The organism is Haloferax gibbonsii (genome assembly GCF_001190965.1).
In the GTDB taxonomy this organism is placed as follows: domain Archaea; phylum Halobacteriota; class Halobacteria; order Halobacteriales; family Haloferacaceae; genus Haloferax; species Haloferax gibbonsii.
In genome coordinates this window covers 1,405,982-1,422,621 of record NZ_CP011947.1, presented here as the reverse complement: position 1 = coordinate 1,422,621, position 16,640 = coordinate 1,405,982, and the positions used below count along the sequence as shown (strand labels likewise).

Sequence of the window (16,640 nt, the reverse complement as noted above, 5' to 3'; positions counted from 1 at the left end):
GAGTTACTCCTCCCGTGCCCAGTCGAGCGAGCGGTCGACGGCCTCTTTCCAGCGGCCGTAGCGCGCTTCGACGTTCTGTGGGTCTTTCGGGGCGAACTCGCGGTCGACCTGCCAGTTCTCGCGGAGTTCGTCGAGCGTCTCCCAGTAGCCGACGGCGAGGCCGGCGGCGTAGGCCGCGCCCAGCGCGGTCGTCTCGTCGACCTGCGGGCGGACGATCTCCGTGTCGAGGATGTTCGACTGGAGCTGGCAGAGGAAGTTGTTCTTGACCGCGCCGCCGTCGACGCGGAGGCTGGAGAGGTCGATGTCGCTGTCGGACTCCATCGCCTCGGCCACGTCGCGCGTCTGGAACGCGATGGACTCGAGCGTCGCGCGGACGATGTGCTCGCGGCGGGTGCCGCGGGTCATACCGACGATGGTGCCGCGGGCGCGCTGGTCCCAGTGGGGAGCGCCGAGGCCCGTGAACGCGGGGACGAAGTAGACGCCGTCGGTGGACTCGACCGACCGAGCGAGCTTCTCGGACTCGGCGGCGTTGTCGATGAGCGTCATGTCTTCGAGCCACTCGATCGCCGCGCCGGTGATGAAGATGGAGCCTTCGAGGGCGTACTGGACCGGTTCACCGGAGCGCTGGAAGCCGACGGTGGTGAGGAGGCCGTGTTCGGACATGACGGCCTCGTCGCCGGTGTTCATCAGCATGAACGAGCCGGTGCCGTAGGTGTTCTTCGCGTCGCCGGCGTCGAAACAGGTCTGGCCGAACAGCGCGGCCTGCTGGTCGCCGAGCGCGCCGGCGACGGGGACTTCCGCGCCGAGGAAGCCGTCCGCGTCGGTCTCGCCGTAGTGGTCGTCGTCGGACGACGGGCGGACCTCGGGGAGGAGTTCGCGGGGGACGTTGAACTCGTCGAGGAGTTCGTCGTCCCACTCCATGTCGTGGATGTTGAACAGCATGGTCCGCGACGCGTTCGTCACGTCCGTGATGTGGTTCCCCGTCAGATTGTAGATGAGCCACGTGTCGATGGTCCCGAAGGCGAGTTCGCCGTCGGCGGCGCGGTCTCGGATATCCTCGGGTCGGGAGCGCTGGAGCTTGATGGGGTCGGAGTTGTCCAGCAGCCACTCGGCTTTCGTCGCGGAGAAGTACGCGTCGGGTTCGAGACCCGTCTTCGCGCGCACGTCGTCGGTCTTGCCGTCCGCCTCGAGCGTCTCGATGCGGTCGGTCGTTCGACGGTCCTGCCAGACGATGGCGTTGTGAATCGGCTGTCCGGTCTCACGGTCCCAGATGAGCGTCGTCTCGCGCTGGTTCGTGATACCGATGGCTTCCAACTGCTCGGCGTCGAGTCCGGCGCTTCCGAGCGCCTCGTCGATGACCTTCTTCGTGTTGTCCCAAATCTCGTTCGCGTCGTGTTCGACCCAACCGGGCTCTGGGTAGATCTGTTCGTGCTTCTCGTAGGCGTTGGCGACCACCTTGCCGTCGTGGTCGAACACCATGAACCGCGTGCCTGTGGTACCCTGGTCGATGGCACCGACGTAAGTTTCTCCTGACATTTCTAACCAACCTCGATACGAACTCTCGGTGTGAGAGTCCTACCACTACAAACGTGTACAAATTATATGATAAATGTTTCTTTACTACTGCCTCGCATATTGTGGAGAGCAAAATCACTCTATAGGGACTGAAACGCCAGAATACGGCGTCTACTATTTCACACGGGCACTATTTCACCCGTTTTAATCGAGGACAGAATCGGGCGGACAAAACAGACGATTCGGTCGAACGACGGACAAATCCGGCGATTAATGAGCAACAATCACCGGAAAGTCGCCGTCGAATCGTCGCGCGCGCCGAGCGCGACGGCGTTCGAGTGGTCCGGCGCTCGAACGAAGTCGTTCGTCAGCCGTGCGCGCGTGTCAGACCAGCGCCTCTTCGAGGAGCTGGAGCGGGTGTTTGATGTCGTAGCCCGTTCCGTGCTCCATCTGCATCGAACAGGTGGGACATTCGGTCATGCCGACGTCCCCCTGGGCGTGCTCCATGTGGTCGAACATGTCCGCGCCGATCTGCATCGACTTGTCGTACTTCTCTTCCTTCCAGCCGTAGGTGCCGGAGATGCCGGAACAGGAGTCGCCCACGTCCTCGATGTCGACGCCGTCGAGCTGGCGGAACAGCTCGACCGCCTGCCGGTCGAGCCCCTGATTGCGGCCGTGACACGGCGCGTGGTACGCGAACGACTGGTCCTCGACGGACGCTTCTCGAACCTCACTTTCGAGGTCCTCGTGGATGCGCAGGTACTCGAGCGCCTCGTAGGTGTGCGCCGAGAGGTCCTCGATGCCGTCGATGTCGAACAGTTCGGGGTACTCCTGGCGGAGCGACATCGAACAGGAGGTACACGACGCGATGATGTCGTAGCCCTCGGGGATGAGCCCCGCGAAGTTCTCGACGTTGATGCCGGCGGCGCGCTTTGCGTCGTCGAGCATGCCGTTCGCGAACATCGGCGTCCCCGAACAGCGCTGTTTGGGGACGACGACCTCGTAGCCGAACGACTCGAAGAGGCGGACCATCGCCTTGCCCACCTCGGGCGTGTTGTAGTTGGAGTAACAGCCGTGGAAGTAGGCGACGCGCTTCTCCTCGGAGCGGACCTGCGGGCCGCCGCGTTCGTTCCACCACTCGCGGAACGTCTGGGTGGCGAACTCGGGGAAGTCGCGCTCGGCCGTGATGCCGAGCACCTTCTCGTTTATCCGCTGGACGACCGAGTTGCCCATGACGGCGTTCGCCAGCCGGGGGAACATGCTGCCCAACTGGGCGAGCGTGCCGTAGTTGGCGAGGATGCGGTTGCGGATGTACTCCCGCGAGAGCTTGTCCATCTCCTCGTCGACGTACTCGCCGCGGGCCGTGTTGTGCATCTGGCTGAGCGGGACGCCCGAGGGACAGGCGTCGTCACAGCGCATGCAGTTCGAACACGACATGATGGAGTCGTCGACGGCCTCGTCTTCCTTGCGCTTGAGCCGCCACTGCTCCGGGCCCTGGAACTTCGGCCCGGGGAACTCGTCGTCGACTTCCGCGACCGGGCAGGACACGTCGCAGGCGGTGCACTTGTAGCAGTTGTCCGCGCCCGGTCGGAGGTCCATGTCGGTGCTGTCGGGGAACACCTCGACGGCCTCGAAGTCGTCTGTCTGTGCGTCGGGAGTCAGCGTCGGGTTGCCTGGGGATTCTGCGTCACTCATCTGGTTGCCTCCTCGCCCGCGAGTCGGCCGGCGACGGCACCCGTCGCCAAGGAGACGCCGCTCGCGGATTTCTCGCGCGCCACGTCGGCACCGCCGACGACGCCGCCCGCGGCGCGCAGGTTCTCGAAGTGCGGTTCGCCGTCTTCGCCGGTCGGTCGGAGTCCGTCGTCGGGGACGACGCCGAAGCGCGCGAACGCGTGGTCGCCGAACGCCTCGGGTTCGGACCAGTCGTAGCGGTCCTCGGGGTGCGGGACGTGACAGCCGAAGACGGGCTCAGTGACCGATTCTCGGTCGGAGTCGAGGCCCTTGCCGACGAGGCCGCCCGTCGCGAGAACGACCTGGTCGGCCGAGTAGGGCGTCGGTCGGCTCTTCTGGTCGACGACGACCGTCTCGACGCGGCCGTCTTCGGCCTCGAAGTCGACCGCCGGGTTGCCCGCCGAGATTCGGACGCCCGCCTCGTCGAGCGCGTCGAACAGCATGTCTTCGAGCTTGAGCCCGAGCAGGCTCGGCGGGCCGGTCGGCACCTCGAAGACGGGGACGCCGAGGCGGTCCGAAAGCTCCGCGCGGACCTCCTCGTCGTGGTCGTCGCCGAGCATCGCCGGGAAGCCGACGCGCGACTCGCCGTCCAGTTCCTCGGCGACCGTGTCGGCGAGAGCCGAGCGAACCGTGCCGCCGTCGACGTCCTCGTCGCGGTCGAGCGCCTTGGCGAACCGCGTCACCTTCGCGTCGGCGCGGAACCGCTTGGGGAACTCGACGGTGACGCCGCGGGGCGAAAACGGCGCGCCGGCGGCCGTCAGGTGGTCGGCCGCGACGGGCGCGTCGAAGTCCGTGAGGCCCGCGAAGCCGACCAGAAGCATGTCGCCGGAGGTGCTGGCGAGACCGGGCGCGACCGACTCGGGGTACCGGGCGGTCGGCTTCACCGCGCCGCCGTGAGTCATCACGAGCGCGTTCGAGTCGGTGTGGCCGCCGCGGTAGGCGTCGCCGACCGCCTCGTCGAAGATGCGGAGGCCGGCTCGGACGCCGTCCTCGCCGACGACGTGGTAGGGGTGTCCCTCCGGGAGCGCGTCGAGGCCGGCGTAGGGGTCCGAGAGGGGACCGTCGCCGCCGGCGTAGCCGAGCACGTCGACGAGGCCGCTGGCCTGCCGGAGCGTGCTCTTCTTGTGGGCGAGCAGGCGCACGCGAGCGCCCGTCTCCGCGGCCGAGAGCGCGGCCGTGCAGGCGGCGATGCCGCCGCCGATGACGAGCACGTCGTCAGTTATCGCCATCGGCACCTCCGAGCGCGTCGTCGTCCGCGCGGTCGGTTCGCTCGCGGCCGCCGTCCGCGACCGCCCCGCCGGACGCGACGCCCGAGGCGTCGCCCTCCGAGGCACCGCCGTCGTCAAAGGCGGCGAAGTCGATGTCGGCGTCGGCCGCCGCGGGGTCCTCGTCGCGGTTCATCGTCGCCGCGTGGAGCATGTGCTTCAGCGCGGTCTGTGAGAGCTGCGTGCCCCACATGGCGTGGCGCTCGCCCTTCCAGCGCTCCTGGTAGAGGTCGTCGAGGGACGCGCGAATGGTCTCCTCGTCGTACTCGGGGGCGAGTTCGTTCGCCATCCGGTGACAGCAAATCGCGCCCTGACAGTTGCCCATCGAGGCGCGCGTCTGGATGCGCACGGAGTTGAGTTCCGTACCCGCGGTGTCGAGAGAGTCCTGAATCTCGGCGCGGGTGACGGCCTCGCACTCGCAGACGACCGGGTTGGGGTCGACGCTGTTGAGCACCTCGTCGGCGCGCGAGCCGAGTCGCTGGGCCGACCGGCGGCCGATGGGCGACCGCAGGCCGAAGTCGTCCATGTAGTCGCGGAGGACGGTGAAGTCCTCGCTGCCCGGCAGCGGCACGTCGGCGGTGCGGCACTCGGCCTCCACGTCGAGCTTCTCGCAGACGTGGTCCGAAATCTGCTCGGCCATCATCCGGTAGGTCGTGAGTTTGCCGCCGACGATGCTCGTCATGCCCGGCAGGTCGTCGCGGTCGTCGTGGTCGAGCAGGAAGAACTCGCGGGTGATGTCCGTCGGGTCCTCCGTGCCGGTGCCCGGCGGTTCGTACAGCGGACGGACGCCCCAGAAGGAGCGAATCGTCCGCGCCTCGGCCAGCATGGGCACGAGCTCCGACAGCGTCTCTATCATCAGGTCGACCTCCCAGCCCTCCTCGGGGTAGTCCTCCGGGTCCTCGACCTCCTCGTCGGTCGTCCCGAGGATGCACGTCGTCTCGTGCGGGACGATGATGTCGGCGTCGCCCTTCGGCCGACAGCGGTTGACGACCGTGTCGACCTGCCGGGTGTTCATGATGGTCATGACGCCCTTCGACGGGCGGACTTCCACGTCGACGCCGGCGAGGTCACCGATTTGGCCGGCCCACGCGCCCGTCGCGTTGACGACGTAGTCGGCGCGGATTTCCTCGACTTCTCCGGGTTCGCCGTGGACGTAGGGCCCGGTGCCGGTCTGGTGGGTGACCTCGACGCCGACGACCTCGCCGTCCTCGACGAGCACGTCCGTGACCTCCGAGTGCGTCTCGATGCGCGCGCCGTGTTCGACGGCGCTCGCGGCGTTCGCCACGCAGAGGCGGAACGGGTCGACCGCGCCGTCCGGCACCTTGATGGCGCGCTTGATGTCCTTCGCGAGGTACGGTTCTATCTCTCGCGCCTCCTCGGCTGACAGCACCTCGGCGGGGATGCCGCACTCGCGACAGCCCTCTAACTTCTTCTCGAAGTACTCGTCGGAGTCCTCGGGGCGCTGGACGAACAGCCCTCCCGTCATCTCGACGCAGTGGCCGGCGATTCGCCGCAGGACCCGGTTTTCCTCGATACACTCCTTGGCGGACGGCTGGTCCGACACCGCGTACCGGCCCCCGCTGTGGAGGAGTCCGTGCATCCGCCCCGTCGTCCCGTGTGTGAGATTCCCCTTCTCGACGAGGGTCACGTCCAGCCCGCGCATCGCGAGGTCGCGCGCGATGCCCGTGCCGGTCGACCCCCCGCCAATGACGAGGACGCTCGGCGATTTTTTCATCTGTCTTTCGTGAGGTAGGACCGACGGCACTTTATTTTACCTTCACTCGTCTCGCGTCCCGTTCGTCTCACGGAACGGACCACTTCGGCGGCCGGATTGCCATCGTACTGGCCGTAGAATACCGTAGCTCGGCGTTTCTACGCCTATTCGAAACGACGGCAATAATTCAAAATTATTGTTCTTATTAGTTACGTCCGGTATGGAATCTCCGCCGGCAACGAACCTCTCAACTGGCTTTGAAGCGCCCCGGACGGCCGATTTCCGTGTTTCATGTTCTCACTTCTCAGGGATGATGTCGGTAGTGGTCGATTTTTACGCGTGCGCCGGATACCGTCTGCCACGGACTTTCCACGCCATGCGCCTCGAAGACAGAATCACCAGGCGACGCCGCCGCGGCGGGACGAGACGTCGGCTCGTCCGGGACCTGAACGCGCTCGACCCGACGGCCCACCCCGAGGAGCCGACCGGCCGCGGGCCGACGCTCGAACGCATCCTCGACCACCTCGACCCGGTGTTCGACGGCGACCTGCCGTCCGACGCCCACGTCCACGGGCCGAAGGGAGCCGGGAAGTCGGCGGTCGTCGCGACGCTCTTCGAGCACCTCTCCAGCGCGCTCCCCTCCCAGCGGTCGGTCATCCACACCGCCACGCGCACCGCCGCCACGCCGACGACCTCCTTCGCCTACGTCGACTCCCGCGACGCCTCGACCGAGTTCGCGCTCCTCCACGCGGCGCTCGACGCGCTCTGCGAGGAGCCGGTGCCGTCGCAGGGCGTCGGCGTCGAGGCGCTCCGCGAGCGGCTCACAGACCGTGTCGCCCACGACGAACACGCGGTCGTCGCCGTCGACCACGTCGGCGAGCCTGAGACCTACCCCGCGGCGACGGCGGTGGAGACGCTCTCGTCGGTATCGCCACACGTCTCGGTGCTCACGGTCGGCCGCGACCCTCGAAGCGACGCGAGCGAGCGCGACGACGGGGACGGGGCGACCGACGCCACCGACGCGGCGTCCATCGCGGTGCCGGCCTACGAGCGCCACAGCCTCGTGGACATCCTCGTCGCGCGCGCCTCGGACGGCGTCACCCGCAACGCGCTCCCGCACGAGGCGACGCGCGAGGTGGCCGAGTGGGCCGACGGCGACGCCCACGACGCGCTCTCGGCGCTCTACGGGGCGGCGACGCTCGCCGCCGCCGACGGCGCGGACGCCCTCGACACCGAGTACGTCTGCGCCGGCATCGACGCCGTCCCCGACGACGGCTGTTCGCTCGGCCGCGTGTTCGCGCTCCCCGAGAGCCGCCGGCGCGTCCTCCGGGCGTTCGTCGCGCTCGACGACGAGGCGACGGCCTCCGTCTCGGCGGCGACCGAGAACATCGCCGCGTCCCCGCGGGTGTCGCTGTCGCCCGCGACCATCCGGCGCGTCCTCTACGAGCTTTCGGACCTCGGCATCGTCCGCCGCGTCTCGGACTGCGACTCCACCGACGGGCCGGGTCGGCCGGCGACGCGGCCCATCCCGAACTTCTCGACGCTGGCGTTCCGCGGACTGGACGACGCCGAACGCTGAGCCGCGGGGGGCGACCTGCGAGAACGAGACCTGCGCCACCCGCGAGAGCGACGACCCGCCCGGGCCGTCCTGCGGCGCGCTTCTCCCCGACCGCTGAATCTTTTTCCCCCGTCTCCCAACTCCGGGTATGGTTCCGCCGCTCGTACTCGACATCGACGGGACGCTCACCGACGCGCAGGGCCGCCTCGACTCGCGCGCGTTCGAGGTGCTCCCGACGTGGGACGCGCCCGTCATCCTCGCCACCGGCAAGGCGTTTCCCTACCCGGTCTCGCTGTGTCACTACCTCGGCCTCCCGCAGACCGTCATCGCGGAGAACGGCGGGGTCGTCCTCGCCGACGGCGAGGTGACGTTCACCGGCGACCGCGAGGCCGCGCAGGCCGCCGCCGACGAGTTCGTCGCGCGCGGCGGCGACCTCGGATGGGACGCCGCAGACACCGCGAACCGCTGGCGCGAGACCGAGATAATCGCCCGTCTCGACGCCGACGAGGCGCTCCTCCGGGAGGTCGCCGACGAGTTCGACCTCGAAGTCATCGACACCGGCTACGCGTACCACATCAAGACCCCGGGCGTGGAGAAGGGCGTCGGCCTCGAACGCGTCTGCGAGACGATGGGCTACGACCCGGCGGAGTTCGTCGCCGTCGGCGACAGCGTCAACGACGCCTCGACGTTCCGCGTCGCCGGTCGGTCGTTCGCCGTCGCCAACGCGGACGACGTGGCCAAGGAAGCCGCCGACACGGTGCTCGAACAGTCGTACATGGACGGCACGCTCTCGGTGCTCGAATCGCTCCGGGAAGAAGACGCGGCGTAGCGCGTAGCCGCCGACCGCGCGCAGTTCGTCGGCGTCTCAGGCCGGCTCTTCGAAGGGAGCGAAGCGGCCGTTGATGTCCCACTCGTGGATGCAGTAGGGGCTTCCGACCCGTTTTTCGCCGTCCTCTTCGGCGACGACCCACGTCGCGGCGTCGTCGTCCCAGCGTTCCACCCGACCGCAGCGCTCGCAGACGCGTCGCGTCGGTCGTCGAAGTTGGGGTTCCATACGTGTGAGACTGACTGCCGGGCAAAAAAGCCCATCGCCGTCGGCAGTTTCGCGGTCGCACGGCCGACCGTCCCGACTGTCCGACTCCTCGCCGCCGGAGCGAACTAACCGGGGGCGGTTGTGTACGAGTCGAACACGCGTCTTCCGGAACCGATGGGACTTACGGGTCGGGGCGCGGAGTGGTTCGCATGGGCTTTCACACCTTCGACGCCGACAGGGCGGCGAAACTCGACGACCCCGCGCGGTTCCGATTCGTCTCCCGAGAGGAACTGCTCTCGCACCTCGGCGTCGCTCCCGACCGGGTCGTCGCCGACCTCGGCAGCGGCACCGGCTTTTTCACCGACGAGGTCGCGCCTCACGTCGGCACGCTCTACGCCGTGGACGTACAGGAGGTCATGCACGACTACTACCGCGAGAAGGGTGCGCCCGACAACGTCGAGTTCGTCACGGCCGACGTGGCGTCCCTCCCGTTCGACGACGACCACCTCGACGCCGCGTTCTCGACGATGACCTACCACGAGTTCGCCACCGACGACGCGCTCGCCGAACTCGCCCGCGTCGTCCGCCCCGGCGGCACCGTGGTCGTGGTCGATTGGTCCACATCCGGTTCGGGCGAGGACGGGCCGCCGCTCGACGAGCGCTTCGGTCTCGGCGATGCCGTCGACGCGCTCGAATCGGTCGGCTTCACCGTCGCTCACGGAGAAACGAGACGCGAGACCTTCGTCTGCGTCGCCCGGCGCTGACGCGACCGACAGGGCGGAAGCGAAAATCCCTCACAGGAATTGGAATGTGTGAGTCTGTGTGGTTGATGTAGTTTCCACTCACACACCAATTCGGTGTTGAATATTAACATGCTAGAGTAATTTGGTGAATATCAGGACAACGCTTACCACGAAAACTGTGGTACTTGGTGTCATGGCATTACATAACTCAGTCATCGACGACTATCACCCGACAGAGGGGTACTACGAGTGTCGTTCCTGTCGCACGCGAACGGTCAGTGCGTCTCACCTGTCGGAATGCCCCGACTGCGGCGGGTCGGTTCGTAACATCGCCGTCGCCCGCGAGTGAGATTCGCCGCCGCCCGCGCGAGTCCGTGAGCGCATCGAGTCCGAACAGACGGCCGACTTCCTTCTCACCGGGTCGCCGTGGCCGCCCGCCACGACGGCCCGCTCAGGATTCGATGATTCCCGTGTACCGGTCGACGAGTAGGACAACCGCCGCGCCGACGACCGCGGCCACGGCGAACGCGGCGTAGAGCTCGGTCGACCACGACCGACCCGCGTCGACGAGCGCGTTGGTGCTCTCGACGACGGGAGCGCGGAGCGCCCCGACGATGAGACTCACGAGGAACGCCAGCGTCGCCCGGCGGTGGTGTTCGAGCGCCCAGCGGACGACGTGCGCGATGCTGAACAGGCCGACGACCGCCCCGAGCATGAACGTGATGACGACCGTTCCCGGTTCGACGATGACCGACAGCGACGCGCCGCCGGCGATGTCGATGAGGCGGTCGATGAACGTGTTGAGCGCCGCGTTCATGTACTCGTACTGGCCGAGAATCAACAGGAGAAGCGACCCCGAGACGCCGGGGAGAATCATGGCGCTGACGGCGATGCCGCCGGCGACCGCAATCGCCGGGAGCGAGTGCCCGAACGCGCCGCCGCTCCCGCCGGAGGCGACGAAGGCGAGGACGAACCCGGCGACGGCGGCCGCGATTTGTCGCGGGCCGTCGAGCGAGACCTGCGCGTACAGGACGACCGCCGACGCGGCGATGAGCCCGAAGAAGAAGCCGTAGGTGGGGACCGGTGCGTCGTTGAGCGCGATGTGTAGCACGCGCATCACGGTCACGATGGCGGTGGCGATACCCGCGCCGAGCGCGAGCAGGAAGCCGACATCGACCTCGCGCATCGCCGCGATTGCGTCGGCCCGGCGTCCCGGGACGACGACGCCGAGAGCGCGCTTGATGCGGCCGGGCGTGATGGCCGTCACCGCGCTGATGAGCCGTTCGTAGATGCCCGTGATGAGCGCGATGGTGCCGCCCGAGACGCCCGGAACGGCGTCGGCGGCACCCATACAGACGCCCTTCAGGTAGATGAGAAGCCACGAGAAACGGGATGTCGCCCCGTCTGAGTTCCTCGACATTTCGTTGTCGGATGCTCTCTCGGGAAGGATATCAGTCCACCGCTCTGTCGGTCGGCGGCGAGAAGAGGAACGCGTCGAAACGGCGGTCTGAAACCGGGCGACTGCCCGGCCCGGTTCGAAACCTTACGCGGCGACCGAAACCGCGCTGGCGTCGACTGACGCCGAGGTCGATGCCGACTCGTTCGTCTGCGAGTCGTCTGAATCGGAGTTCTCAGTCAGGTTGAACTCCTGTTCGTTCCGTTCGAGAGTGACCTGCACGGTTCCGTCTTCGGCACCGTTGACGAGGCCTTCCTCGACGGCGACGTTCTGCGCCTGGTAGCTGACGATGGTGTTGTTCCCGGCGAAGGTCGTCGGCCCGGTGAACGTGTAGTCGCCCGTCGCGCGGACGTCGACGTTCGTGTAGCCGTTGTCCGGACCGTACTCGTCGTAGCCGGTCGTGGAGTACGGGAGCGTCATCGTGAACTCACCGTCGGCGTCGGTCTGCGCCTGTTGCGTGTAGGTGAAGTTCGTGCCCGTGGTCTGGTCGCGCATCTGGACGCGGGCGGTCACCGTCGTGTTGGCCGGGGCACCGCTGCCTTCGACCGTCGCGCCGGGGACGCGCTCGAACGTCTTGACCCACGAGGGGTTGTTGGGAACGAGCGCCTGCGCTTGGATGCCGTAGGTGTTGCCCGCCCGGATGAACGAGTTCTGGTAGGACCCCGAACGGAGCGCCGAGTTGTTCGAGGACTTCACGAGGCGGTAGTGTTCGAGGGCGGCGACGCGTTCCTCGGGGAACGTGCCGATGCCGCCGATCTGCGAGGTCGGGTCGTTCGCGACGTACTCCTCGGCGGCGGTCATGTTGTCGAACACTCTGACCGCCTGCCCGTCGGACGGCGTCACCTTGAACGTGGTCTCGCCGTCGGCGGACGTTCGTTCTTCCCAGTCGACGACGATGGGCGACGCCTCACGGGCGCTGCCGTGGTACGCGTAGAGCCGGACCATCAGGCTCTCGTAGTACCGCTGGTCTTTGAGGCTCGACACGGCGGCGACTCTCGTCTGTCCCTCCTGCTCCTGCAGGCGGTACATCGTACTGTAGAAGTCGGACGTGGAGACGTTCGACTCGTCGTAGAAGACGGTCGGCGCACCGAACTTCGAGTCGGTCGAGGCCATCTGCCAGTCGACCATGACGTAGCGGGTCTCGTTACCCTCCTCGCTCATGTCGGCGAGGACGTCGGAGGCCTGCTCCTCGTTCGGCGCGAGGAGGAAGTTCGCGGCCTCGGTCGCGCCCTGCTGGAACGGGTTAGCGTTCGGGATGCGCTCGCCGAGGACCGTTATCCAGTGCCCGTAGTCCCACCACGACATGACGCCGTACGTTCCCTCGGCGTAGTCGAAGTCGTCGGTCCGTTCGTAAGTTCCGTAGTAGTCCATCTCGTTGGATGCGCCGCCGAACTGCCCCTCTTCGGGCGTGCTGTTCTGCATCCACTCGAAGCTGTCCTGCCACTGCGTCACCGTACCCGGTCCGGTCTGGGACGACTGGAGGGCGTTGCTGCTGGTGCCGGCGTTGCCGAGCTGAATCGGCACGACGAGCACCGGGGTGAGGACGAGAAGCAGGGCGACGGCGACGACCGCGACCGTCCCGTACGACACGTCGTCGAGGCGGTCGGTGCCGGCGAGGTCGATGATACCGAGCGAGAGAATCTCGCGGAGGAGGTACGCGTTCATCACCGCGACCACGACCGCGAGGTAGTAGTTGAAGCGGACCTGCGTGAAGGCGGCCGAGGTGATGATGGCCGCCCAGACGAGGACGAACAGGTGTTCGCTCTCGTAGTCGGCCTGCAGCACCGCGCCGACGATGAGGGCGCTCGCGATGGCGAGGCTGACGAGCGAGGATTCGAGGCCGAGGAGCCCGCCGATGCCGGCCGGGATGGCCGGAATCAGGAAGATAACGCCGAAGGCGGCGAGGCTGCCGGCGACGTAGCCGATCTTCCGAGTGTCGCCGTCGCGGACGAGCGGCTTGCCGACGAGCCAGATGGCACCGACGAGGCCGGTGAAGAACGTGAAGCCGTACTCGGACATGATGCGCTCGGTTGCGGTCATGCCGCTGTTCTGCAGGACGCTCGCGGCGATGAAGGGTTGTGCCTCGCCGATGGTGCGCGTCGCCGCACCGGCGCTGAAGCCGACGGTGCGGAGGAAGTTGACGCTCACCTGGCGGAAGGCGTCGGGGAGGACGACGGCCGTGCCGATGACGGCGACGAGGCCGAGGGCGGCGACCGCGACGGGGTAGCCGCGGTCGTCGACGTCGTTGGACTCCCACCACCGGGCCAGCGCAGCGAGGAACACCGCGCCCGCGCCGATACCGAAGGCGAACACGGGGTGGAGGAGACTGAAGTTCGTCACGCTGAACGAGAAGTCGGTCAGCGGGACGAACATCAGGAGGCCGGTGACGAGCATCGAGACCGCACCGACGAACGCGACGTGTTCCGGGGACTGTCCGCCGACGTAGTCGGCGACCATCTGGAGGACCAGGTACAGGCCGAAGATACCGACCAGAAGGACGCCCGGCGGCCACGCCCACATGTAGAGCGCCATGCCCACGCCGGCGAGCGCGGACCAGATGAGGGTGGAGCGGAGGGCGTCGAAGTCACGGGCGGCGACGAGTTCCCAGACGGGCTTCTCGCGGTTCGCCACGGTGAGGGCGATCATGATGGCGACGACCGCGAAGCCCTGGAAGAACGGCTCGGCGATGTTGTGGTCGGCGAAGCCGACGAGGCCGCGCTGGAGGAACGTCCCGGGGAGCAAAGCGAGGATGACGACCCCGAAGATGCCGCCGAGGCGACCCCCGAGACGACGGCCGATGAGGAACGTCGGAATGGCAACGAGCGCCCCGAAGACGGCCGGCGCGACAAGCAGCGTCTTGGCCACGAGGTCGGCCGACGGACTGCCGAGGCCGACGACGATGGCGGCCGTCGCGATAATCTGGTCGTAAACCGTCCCGAACTGGCCGACGCTCGTCCCGAACGGGAAGTAGGTCCACGGGTCGAACGGCATCGTCGACGGCCAGTTCTGGACGGAGTACGTCACCTCTCGGAGGTGATACCAGGCGTCGTTTCCGGAGAAGAGGACATCACCGTCCCTGATAAAGTTACTATACGACCGAAGACGGACGGCCAACATGGCGACCAGTATCACGAGGAGGGCGGGGACGTGATACCAGTCTTTGGCGAGGTCGAGGACCGACTTCGAGTCGGGGCCCTCGATGCGCTCTGTGTCTGCGCTCATCGCTTCGATGGACTGGGAAAACCCGCATAAGCCTTATGACTCGGTTTCATCGGCGAGACGGGCTCGCTCCCGTCGAGACCCGATTCAGCGTGGTTTTGCGGCCGTCAGGTCGCAGTTTCGCGGCCGATCAAGCGCCGACCCGCGCGAACGACACTCTTTATACGGGACCTTCTGATAGCACTCAGTATGGCCGACGGGGATACGGAAGACAGGAGCCACGAGGGCGCGTCGTACCGCGACGACACGGCGCGGGCGCTCGACGTGACCGCCACGCTCTCCGACGCGTCGCTCGTCGTCGCGAGCAACCGAGAGCGATGTTACTCCAGTGAGACCGCCCCGGAGTGGCTCGACGTCGTCGTCCGCACCGACAAGGGCCGCAACTACGCGCGAAACAGAGCCATCGAGGAGGCCGAAAACGAGTGGATAATCGTCGCCGACGACGACATCACCTTCCCCACTCGGCTCGCGGCACACCTCGTCGACTCGATGCACGAGTTCCAGGTCGTCGGGCTGGAGGACTTCTGGCCCATGCGGTGGACGCTCACGCGATTCATGATATTTCACCGAAGCCTGTGGGAGCGCGTCGGTGGCTTCGACGAGCACCGCGAACACGGCGGCGACACAGACTTCGCGATTCGCGCCGAGAAGGCCGGCGCGGAGGTTCACCGCCTGCCCCGTCGCATCGTCCCGCACCACGACACCGAGTCCGACTTCGACGTGGGGACCCACCTCGAATGGCTGTTCTACCTGTTCAAGCGCCACCCGAAGCAGGTCGCGGTCCCCGCGCTCAAACTGGCGCTCGCGAAGGTGAACGTCATCTCCCCGTCGAAAATCGAGTACGACGCGTCGTGGGCCGGTGACGTTTTCTCGCTCAGCGACACCGACGACGCACCGCTCGACCACTGAGTTTCAGACCTCCGAATCATGAATATCCTACTCCTCATCATGGACAGCGTCCGTGCGAGCAACACTAGCCTGCACGGCCACGAACACCGGACGACCCCGTTCTTGGAATCGCTCGCCGACGAGGCCACGGTCTACGAGACCGGTATCAGCCCCGGCTCGTGGAGCCTGCCGAGCCACACCAGCATCTTCACCGGCTACCACGTCGCCGAACACGGCGTCACCGGCGCGAAAAACAAGCTCGAACCCGGACACACCATTTTCGAGCGGCTCGCCGACGAGGAGGGCTACTCGACCGGCATCTTCTCCGAGAACACGTGGGTCACCGAGATGGACGTGGGACTGAAAGAGACCTTCCAGACCGTCGAGGGCGCGCGGAACATCCCGTACGTCGAGGGTCTCGACCCGAGCAACTTCGTGCTCACCGAGGGACAGGGCAACTACGCCGGCTACCTCAAGCGGTGTCTGTCCCACGACCACCCGGCGAAGTCGCTCGCAAATGGGGTCGTCACGAAGCTCGCGTGGGACTACCCGCAGTACCTCCCCGACTCGCTGAAGGCGACTACGCCCGCGGACGTGTACGTCGACCTCTTTCTGGACTGGGAGGAGACGCGGAACGACTCGTGGGCCGCCTGCATCAACCTCATGGACGGCCACATGCCGTACGAACCCCGCCCGGAACACGACAACTGGGGCGGGAAACGCCTCCAGAAGCTCCAACAGGACGTCGACGACCAGGTGTGGGAGTACCTCGGTGGCCACCGACCCTGGTGGGAGAAACGCGCCATGGAGGGGCTGTACGACGGAACCATCCGACAGATGGACGCCCAAATCGAACGCCTCGTCTCGACGCTCAAAGAGCGCGGCGAGTACGAGGACACGCTCATCGTCGTCACCGGCGATCACGGCGAGGGCTTCGGCGAGAAGAGTCAGGTCAAGCCCGATGTGCGACTCGCCGGCCACGGCAAGGACGTACACGAGGCGGTCCTCCACGTCCCGCTCGTCGTCAAGTTCCCCGGGCAGGCGGACTCCGAGACGGTCTCCGCGGCGGCCTCGCTCACCGAGTTCCCGCGCGTGGTCGACGCCGTCCTCGACGGCGAGTGGGACCGCGACGCGTTCGTCCCCGACGACGGGGCGGTCGTCGCCTCGACCCACGGCCTCGACGAACCCTCACAGGCGCTCGCCGAGGAGTTCTGTGGGTCCGTCATGCCCTACGGAGGCGTCTCACGGACCGTTTACGAGACGACCGACGAGGGCGTGGTGCAGTATCAGGCCTGGGAGGACGCCGCCAGCACGGTTCGCATCTTCGACGCGAAGACCGCGTGGAAGGCCGCCGATACCGACGACGGCGTCGTCTCGGAGACGTTCGGCGCGTTCGACGACCTCGGCGTCCGCGAGGAGAGCGAGGGCATCGATGCCGCCGAGGGTGCAACGAAAGAGCGCCTGAAGGACTTAGGGTACCTGTAGCGGGGCGTCTACGGTTGCGGGGCCGGTGTGACG

Annotated in this window: 13 protein-coding genes; 6 read left to right on the top strand and 7 right to left on the bottom strand. The window is 67.1% G+C overall.

Going from position 1 to position 16,640, the window contains the following annotated elements; genetic code table 11:
- Positions 1 to 3: 3 nt before the first annotated feature.
- From glpK to glpA, 4 genes are all read right to left on the bottom strand, one after another.
- Positions 4 to 1,536, bottom strand: coding sequence for a glycerol kinase GlpK (gene glpK / locus ABY42_RS07480; RefSeq protein WP_050459082.1), 1,533 nt, complete (start codon positions 1,534 to 1,536; stop codon positions 4 to 6).
- A 363-nt stretch (positions 1,537 to 1,899) separates the two neighbouring features.
- Positions 1,900 to 3,210, bottom strand: coding sequence for an anaerobic glycerol-3-phosphate dehydrogenase subunit C (locus ABY42_RS07475; protein ID WP_004976926.1), 1,311 nt, complete (start codon positions 3,208 to 3,210; stop codon positions 1,900 to 1,902).
- Positions 3,207 to 4,475 carry a glycerol-3-phosphate dehydrogenase subunit GlpB gene (gene glpB / locus ABY42_RS07470; RefSeq protein WP_050459909.1) on the bottom strand — a complete coding sequence of 423 codons (1,269 nt, stop codon included), beginning with the start codon at positions 4,473 to 4,475 and terminating at the stop codon, positions 3,207 to 3,209. Before glpB ends, ABY42_RS07475 begins: the two co-directional genes overlap by 4 nt.
- Entirely contained in the window at positions 4,462 to 6,246 is a 1,785-nt protein-coding gene (gene glpA / locus ABY42_RS07465; protein ID WP_004976931.1) for an anaerobic glycerol-3-phosphate dehydrogenase subunit GlpA, read from the bottom strand. Before glpA ends, glpB begins: the two co-directional genes overlap by 14 nt.
- A gap of 355 nt (positions 6,247 to 6,601) precedes the next feature.
- Between glpA and ABY42_RS07460 the strand changes: the two genes are divergently transcribed.
- Positions 6,602 to 7,804, top strand: coding sequence for a Cdc6/Cdc18 family protein (locus tag ABY42_RS07460; RefSeq protein WP_004976933.1), 1,203 nt, complete (start codon positions 6,602 to 6,604; stop codon positions 7,802 to 7,804).
- Between the two features lie 127 nt (positions 7,805 to 7,931).
- Positions 7,932 to 8,612, top strand: coding sequence for a phosphoglycolate phosphatase (locus ABY42_RS07455; RefSeq protein ID WP_004976934.1), 681 nt, complete (start codon positions 7,932 to 7,934; stop codon positions 8,610 to 8,612).
- 36 nt (positions 8,613 to 8,648) lie between these two features.
- Here the strand turns inward: ABY42_RS07455 and ABY42_RS07450 are convergent, their stop codons facing one another.
- Complete coding sequence (locus tag ABY42_RS07450; RefSeq protein ID WP_049905201.1) at positions 8,649 to 8,837, bottom strand: HEWD family protein; 189 nt, start codon at positions 8,835 to 8,837, stop codon at positions 8,649 to 8,651.
- Between the two features lie 188 nt (positions 8,838 to 9,025).
- Between ABY42_RS07450 and ABY42_RS07445 the strand changes: the two genes are divergently transcribed.
- Positions 9,026 to 9,580 (top strand): class I SAM-dependent methyltransferase, encoded by a 555-nt coding sequence (locus tag ABY42_RS07445; protein ID WP_004976936.1) that lies wholly within the window; start codon positions 9,026 to 9,028, stop codon positions 9,578 to 9,580.
- Positions 9,581 to 9,752: 172 nt separating this feature from the next.
- Positions 9,753 to 9,908, top strand: a complete 156-nt coding sequence (locus tag ABY42_RS19340; RefSeq protein WP_115804853.1) for a rubrerythrin-like domain-containing protein — start codon at positions 9,753 to 9,755, stop codon at positions 9,906 to 9,908.
- Between the two features lie 102 nt (positions 9,909 to 10,010).
- Here ABY42_RS19340 and ABY42_RS07440 read toward each other — a convergent pair whose 3' ends face one another.
- Both ABY42_RS07440 and ABY42_RS07435 read right to left on the bottom strand, forming a co-directional pair.
- Entirely contained in the window at positions 10,011 to 10,979 is a 969-nt protein-coding gene (locus ABY42_RS07440) for a DUF368 domain-containing protein (RefSeq protein WP_004976937.1), read from the bottom strand.
- A gap of 123 nt (positions 10,980 to 11,102) precedes the next feature.
- Positions 11,103 to 14,237 carry an oligosaccharyl transferase, archaeosortase A system-associated gene (locus ABY42_RS07435; RefSeq protein ID WP_050459081.1) on the bottom strand — a complete coding sequence of 1,045 codons (3,135 nt, stop codon included), beginning with the start codon at positions 14,235 to 14,237 and terminating at the stop codon, positions 11,103 to 11,105.
- A gap of 186 nt (positions 14,238 to 14,423) precedes the next feature.
- Here ABY42_RS07435 and ABY42_RS07430 point away from each other — a divergent pair, with 186 nt between their 5' ends.
- Together ABY42_RS07430 and ABY42_RS07425 are read left to right on the top strand one after the other, a co-directional pair.
- The gene (locus ABY42_RS07430) at positions 14,424 to 15,143 is read left to right on the top strand and encodes a glycosyltransferase family 2 protein (protein ID WP_004976940.1); all 720 of its coding nucleotides are present in this window, start codon (positions 14,424 to 14,426) and stop codon (positions 15,141 to 15,143) included.
- 18 nt (positions 15,144 to 15,161) lie between these two features.
- Complete coding sequence (locus ABY42_RS07425; protein ID WP_050459080.1) at positions 15,162 to 16,607, top strand: sulfatase; 1,446 nt, start codon at positions 15,162 to 15,164, stop codon at positions 16,605 to 16,607.
- Positions 16,608 to 16,640: the final 33 nt, after the last annotated feature.

Coding starts and splice junctions, on each gene's coding strand:
- glpK (WP_050459082.1), bottom strand. CDS start 1,536: ATGTCAGGAGAAACTTACGTCGGTGCCATCGACCAGGGTACCACAGGC.
- ABY42_RS07445 (WP_004976936.1), top strand. CDS start 9,026: ATGGGCTTTCACACCTTCGACGCCGACAGGGCGGCGAAACTCGACGAC.
- ABY42_RS07460 (WP_004976933.1), top strand. CDS start 6,602: ATGCGCCTCGAAGACAGAATCACCAGGCGACGCCGCCGCGGCGGGACG.
- ABY42_RS07435 (WP_050459081.1), bottom strand. CDS start 14,237: ATGAGCGCAGACACAGAGCGCATCGAGGGCCCCGACTCGAAGTCGGTC.
- glpB (WP_050459909.1), bottom strand. CDS start 4,475: ATGGCGATAACTGACGACGTGCTCGTCATCGGCGGCGGCATCGCCGCC.
- ABY42_RS07450 (WP_049905201.1), bottom strand. CDS start 8,837: ATGGAACCCCAACTTCGACGACCGACGCGACGCGTCTGCGAGCGCTGC.
- ABY42_RS07440 (WP_004976937.1), bottom strand. CDS start 10,979: ATGTCGAGGAACTCAGACGGGGCGACATCCCGTTTCTCGTGGCTTCTC.
- ABY42_RS07430 (WP_004976940.1), top strand. CDS start 14,424: ATGGCCGACGGGGATACGGAAGACAGGAGCCACGAGGGCGCGTCGTAC.
- ABY42_RS07455 (WP_004976934.1), top strand. CDS start 7,932: ATGGTTCCGCCGCTCGTACTCGACATCGACGGGACGCTCACCGACGCG.
- ABY42_RS07475 (WP_004976926.1), bottom strand. CDS start 3,210: ATGAGTGACGCAGAATCCCCAGGCAACCCGACGCTGACTCCCGACGCA.
- ABY42_RS07425 (WP_050459080.1), top strand. CDS start 15,162: ATGAATATCCTACTCCTCATCATGGACAGCGTCCGTGCGAGCAACACT.
- glpA (WP_004976931.1), bottom strand. CDS start 6,246: ATGAAAAAATCGCCGAGCGTCCTCGTCATTGGCGGGGGGTCGACCGGC.
- ABY42_RS19340 (WP_115804853.1), top strand. CDS start 9,753: ATGGCATTACATAACTCAGTCATCGACGACTATCACCCGACAGAGGGG.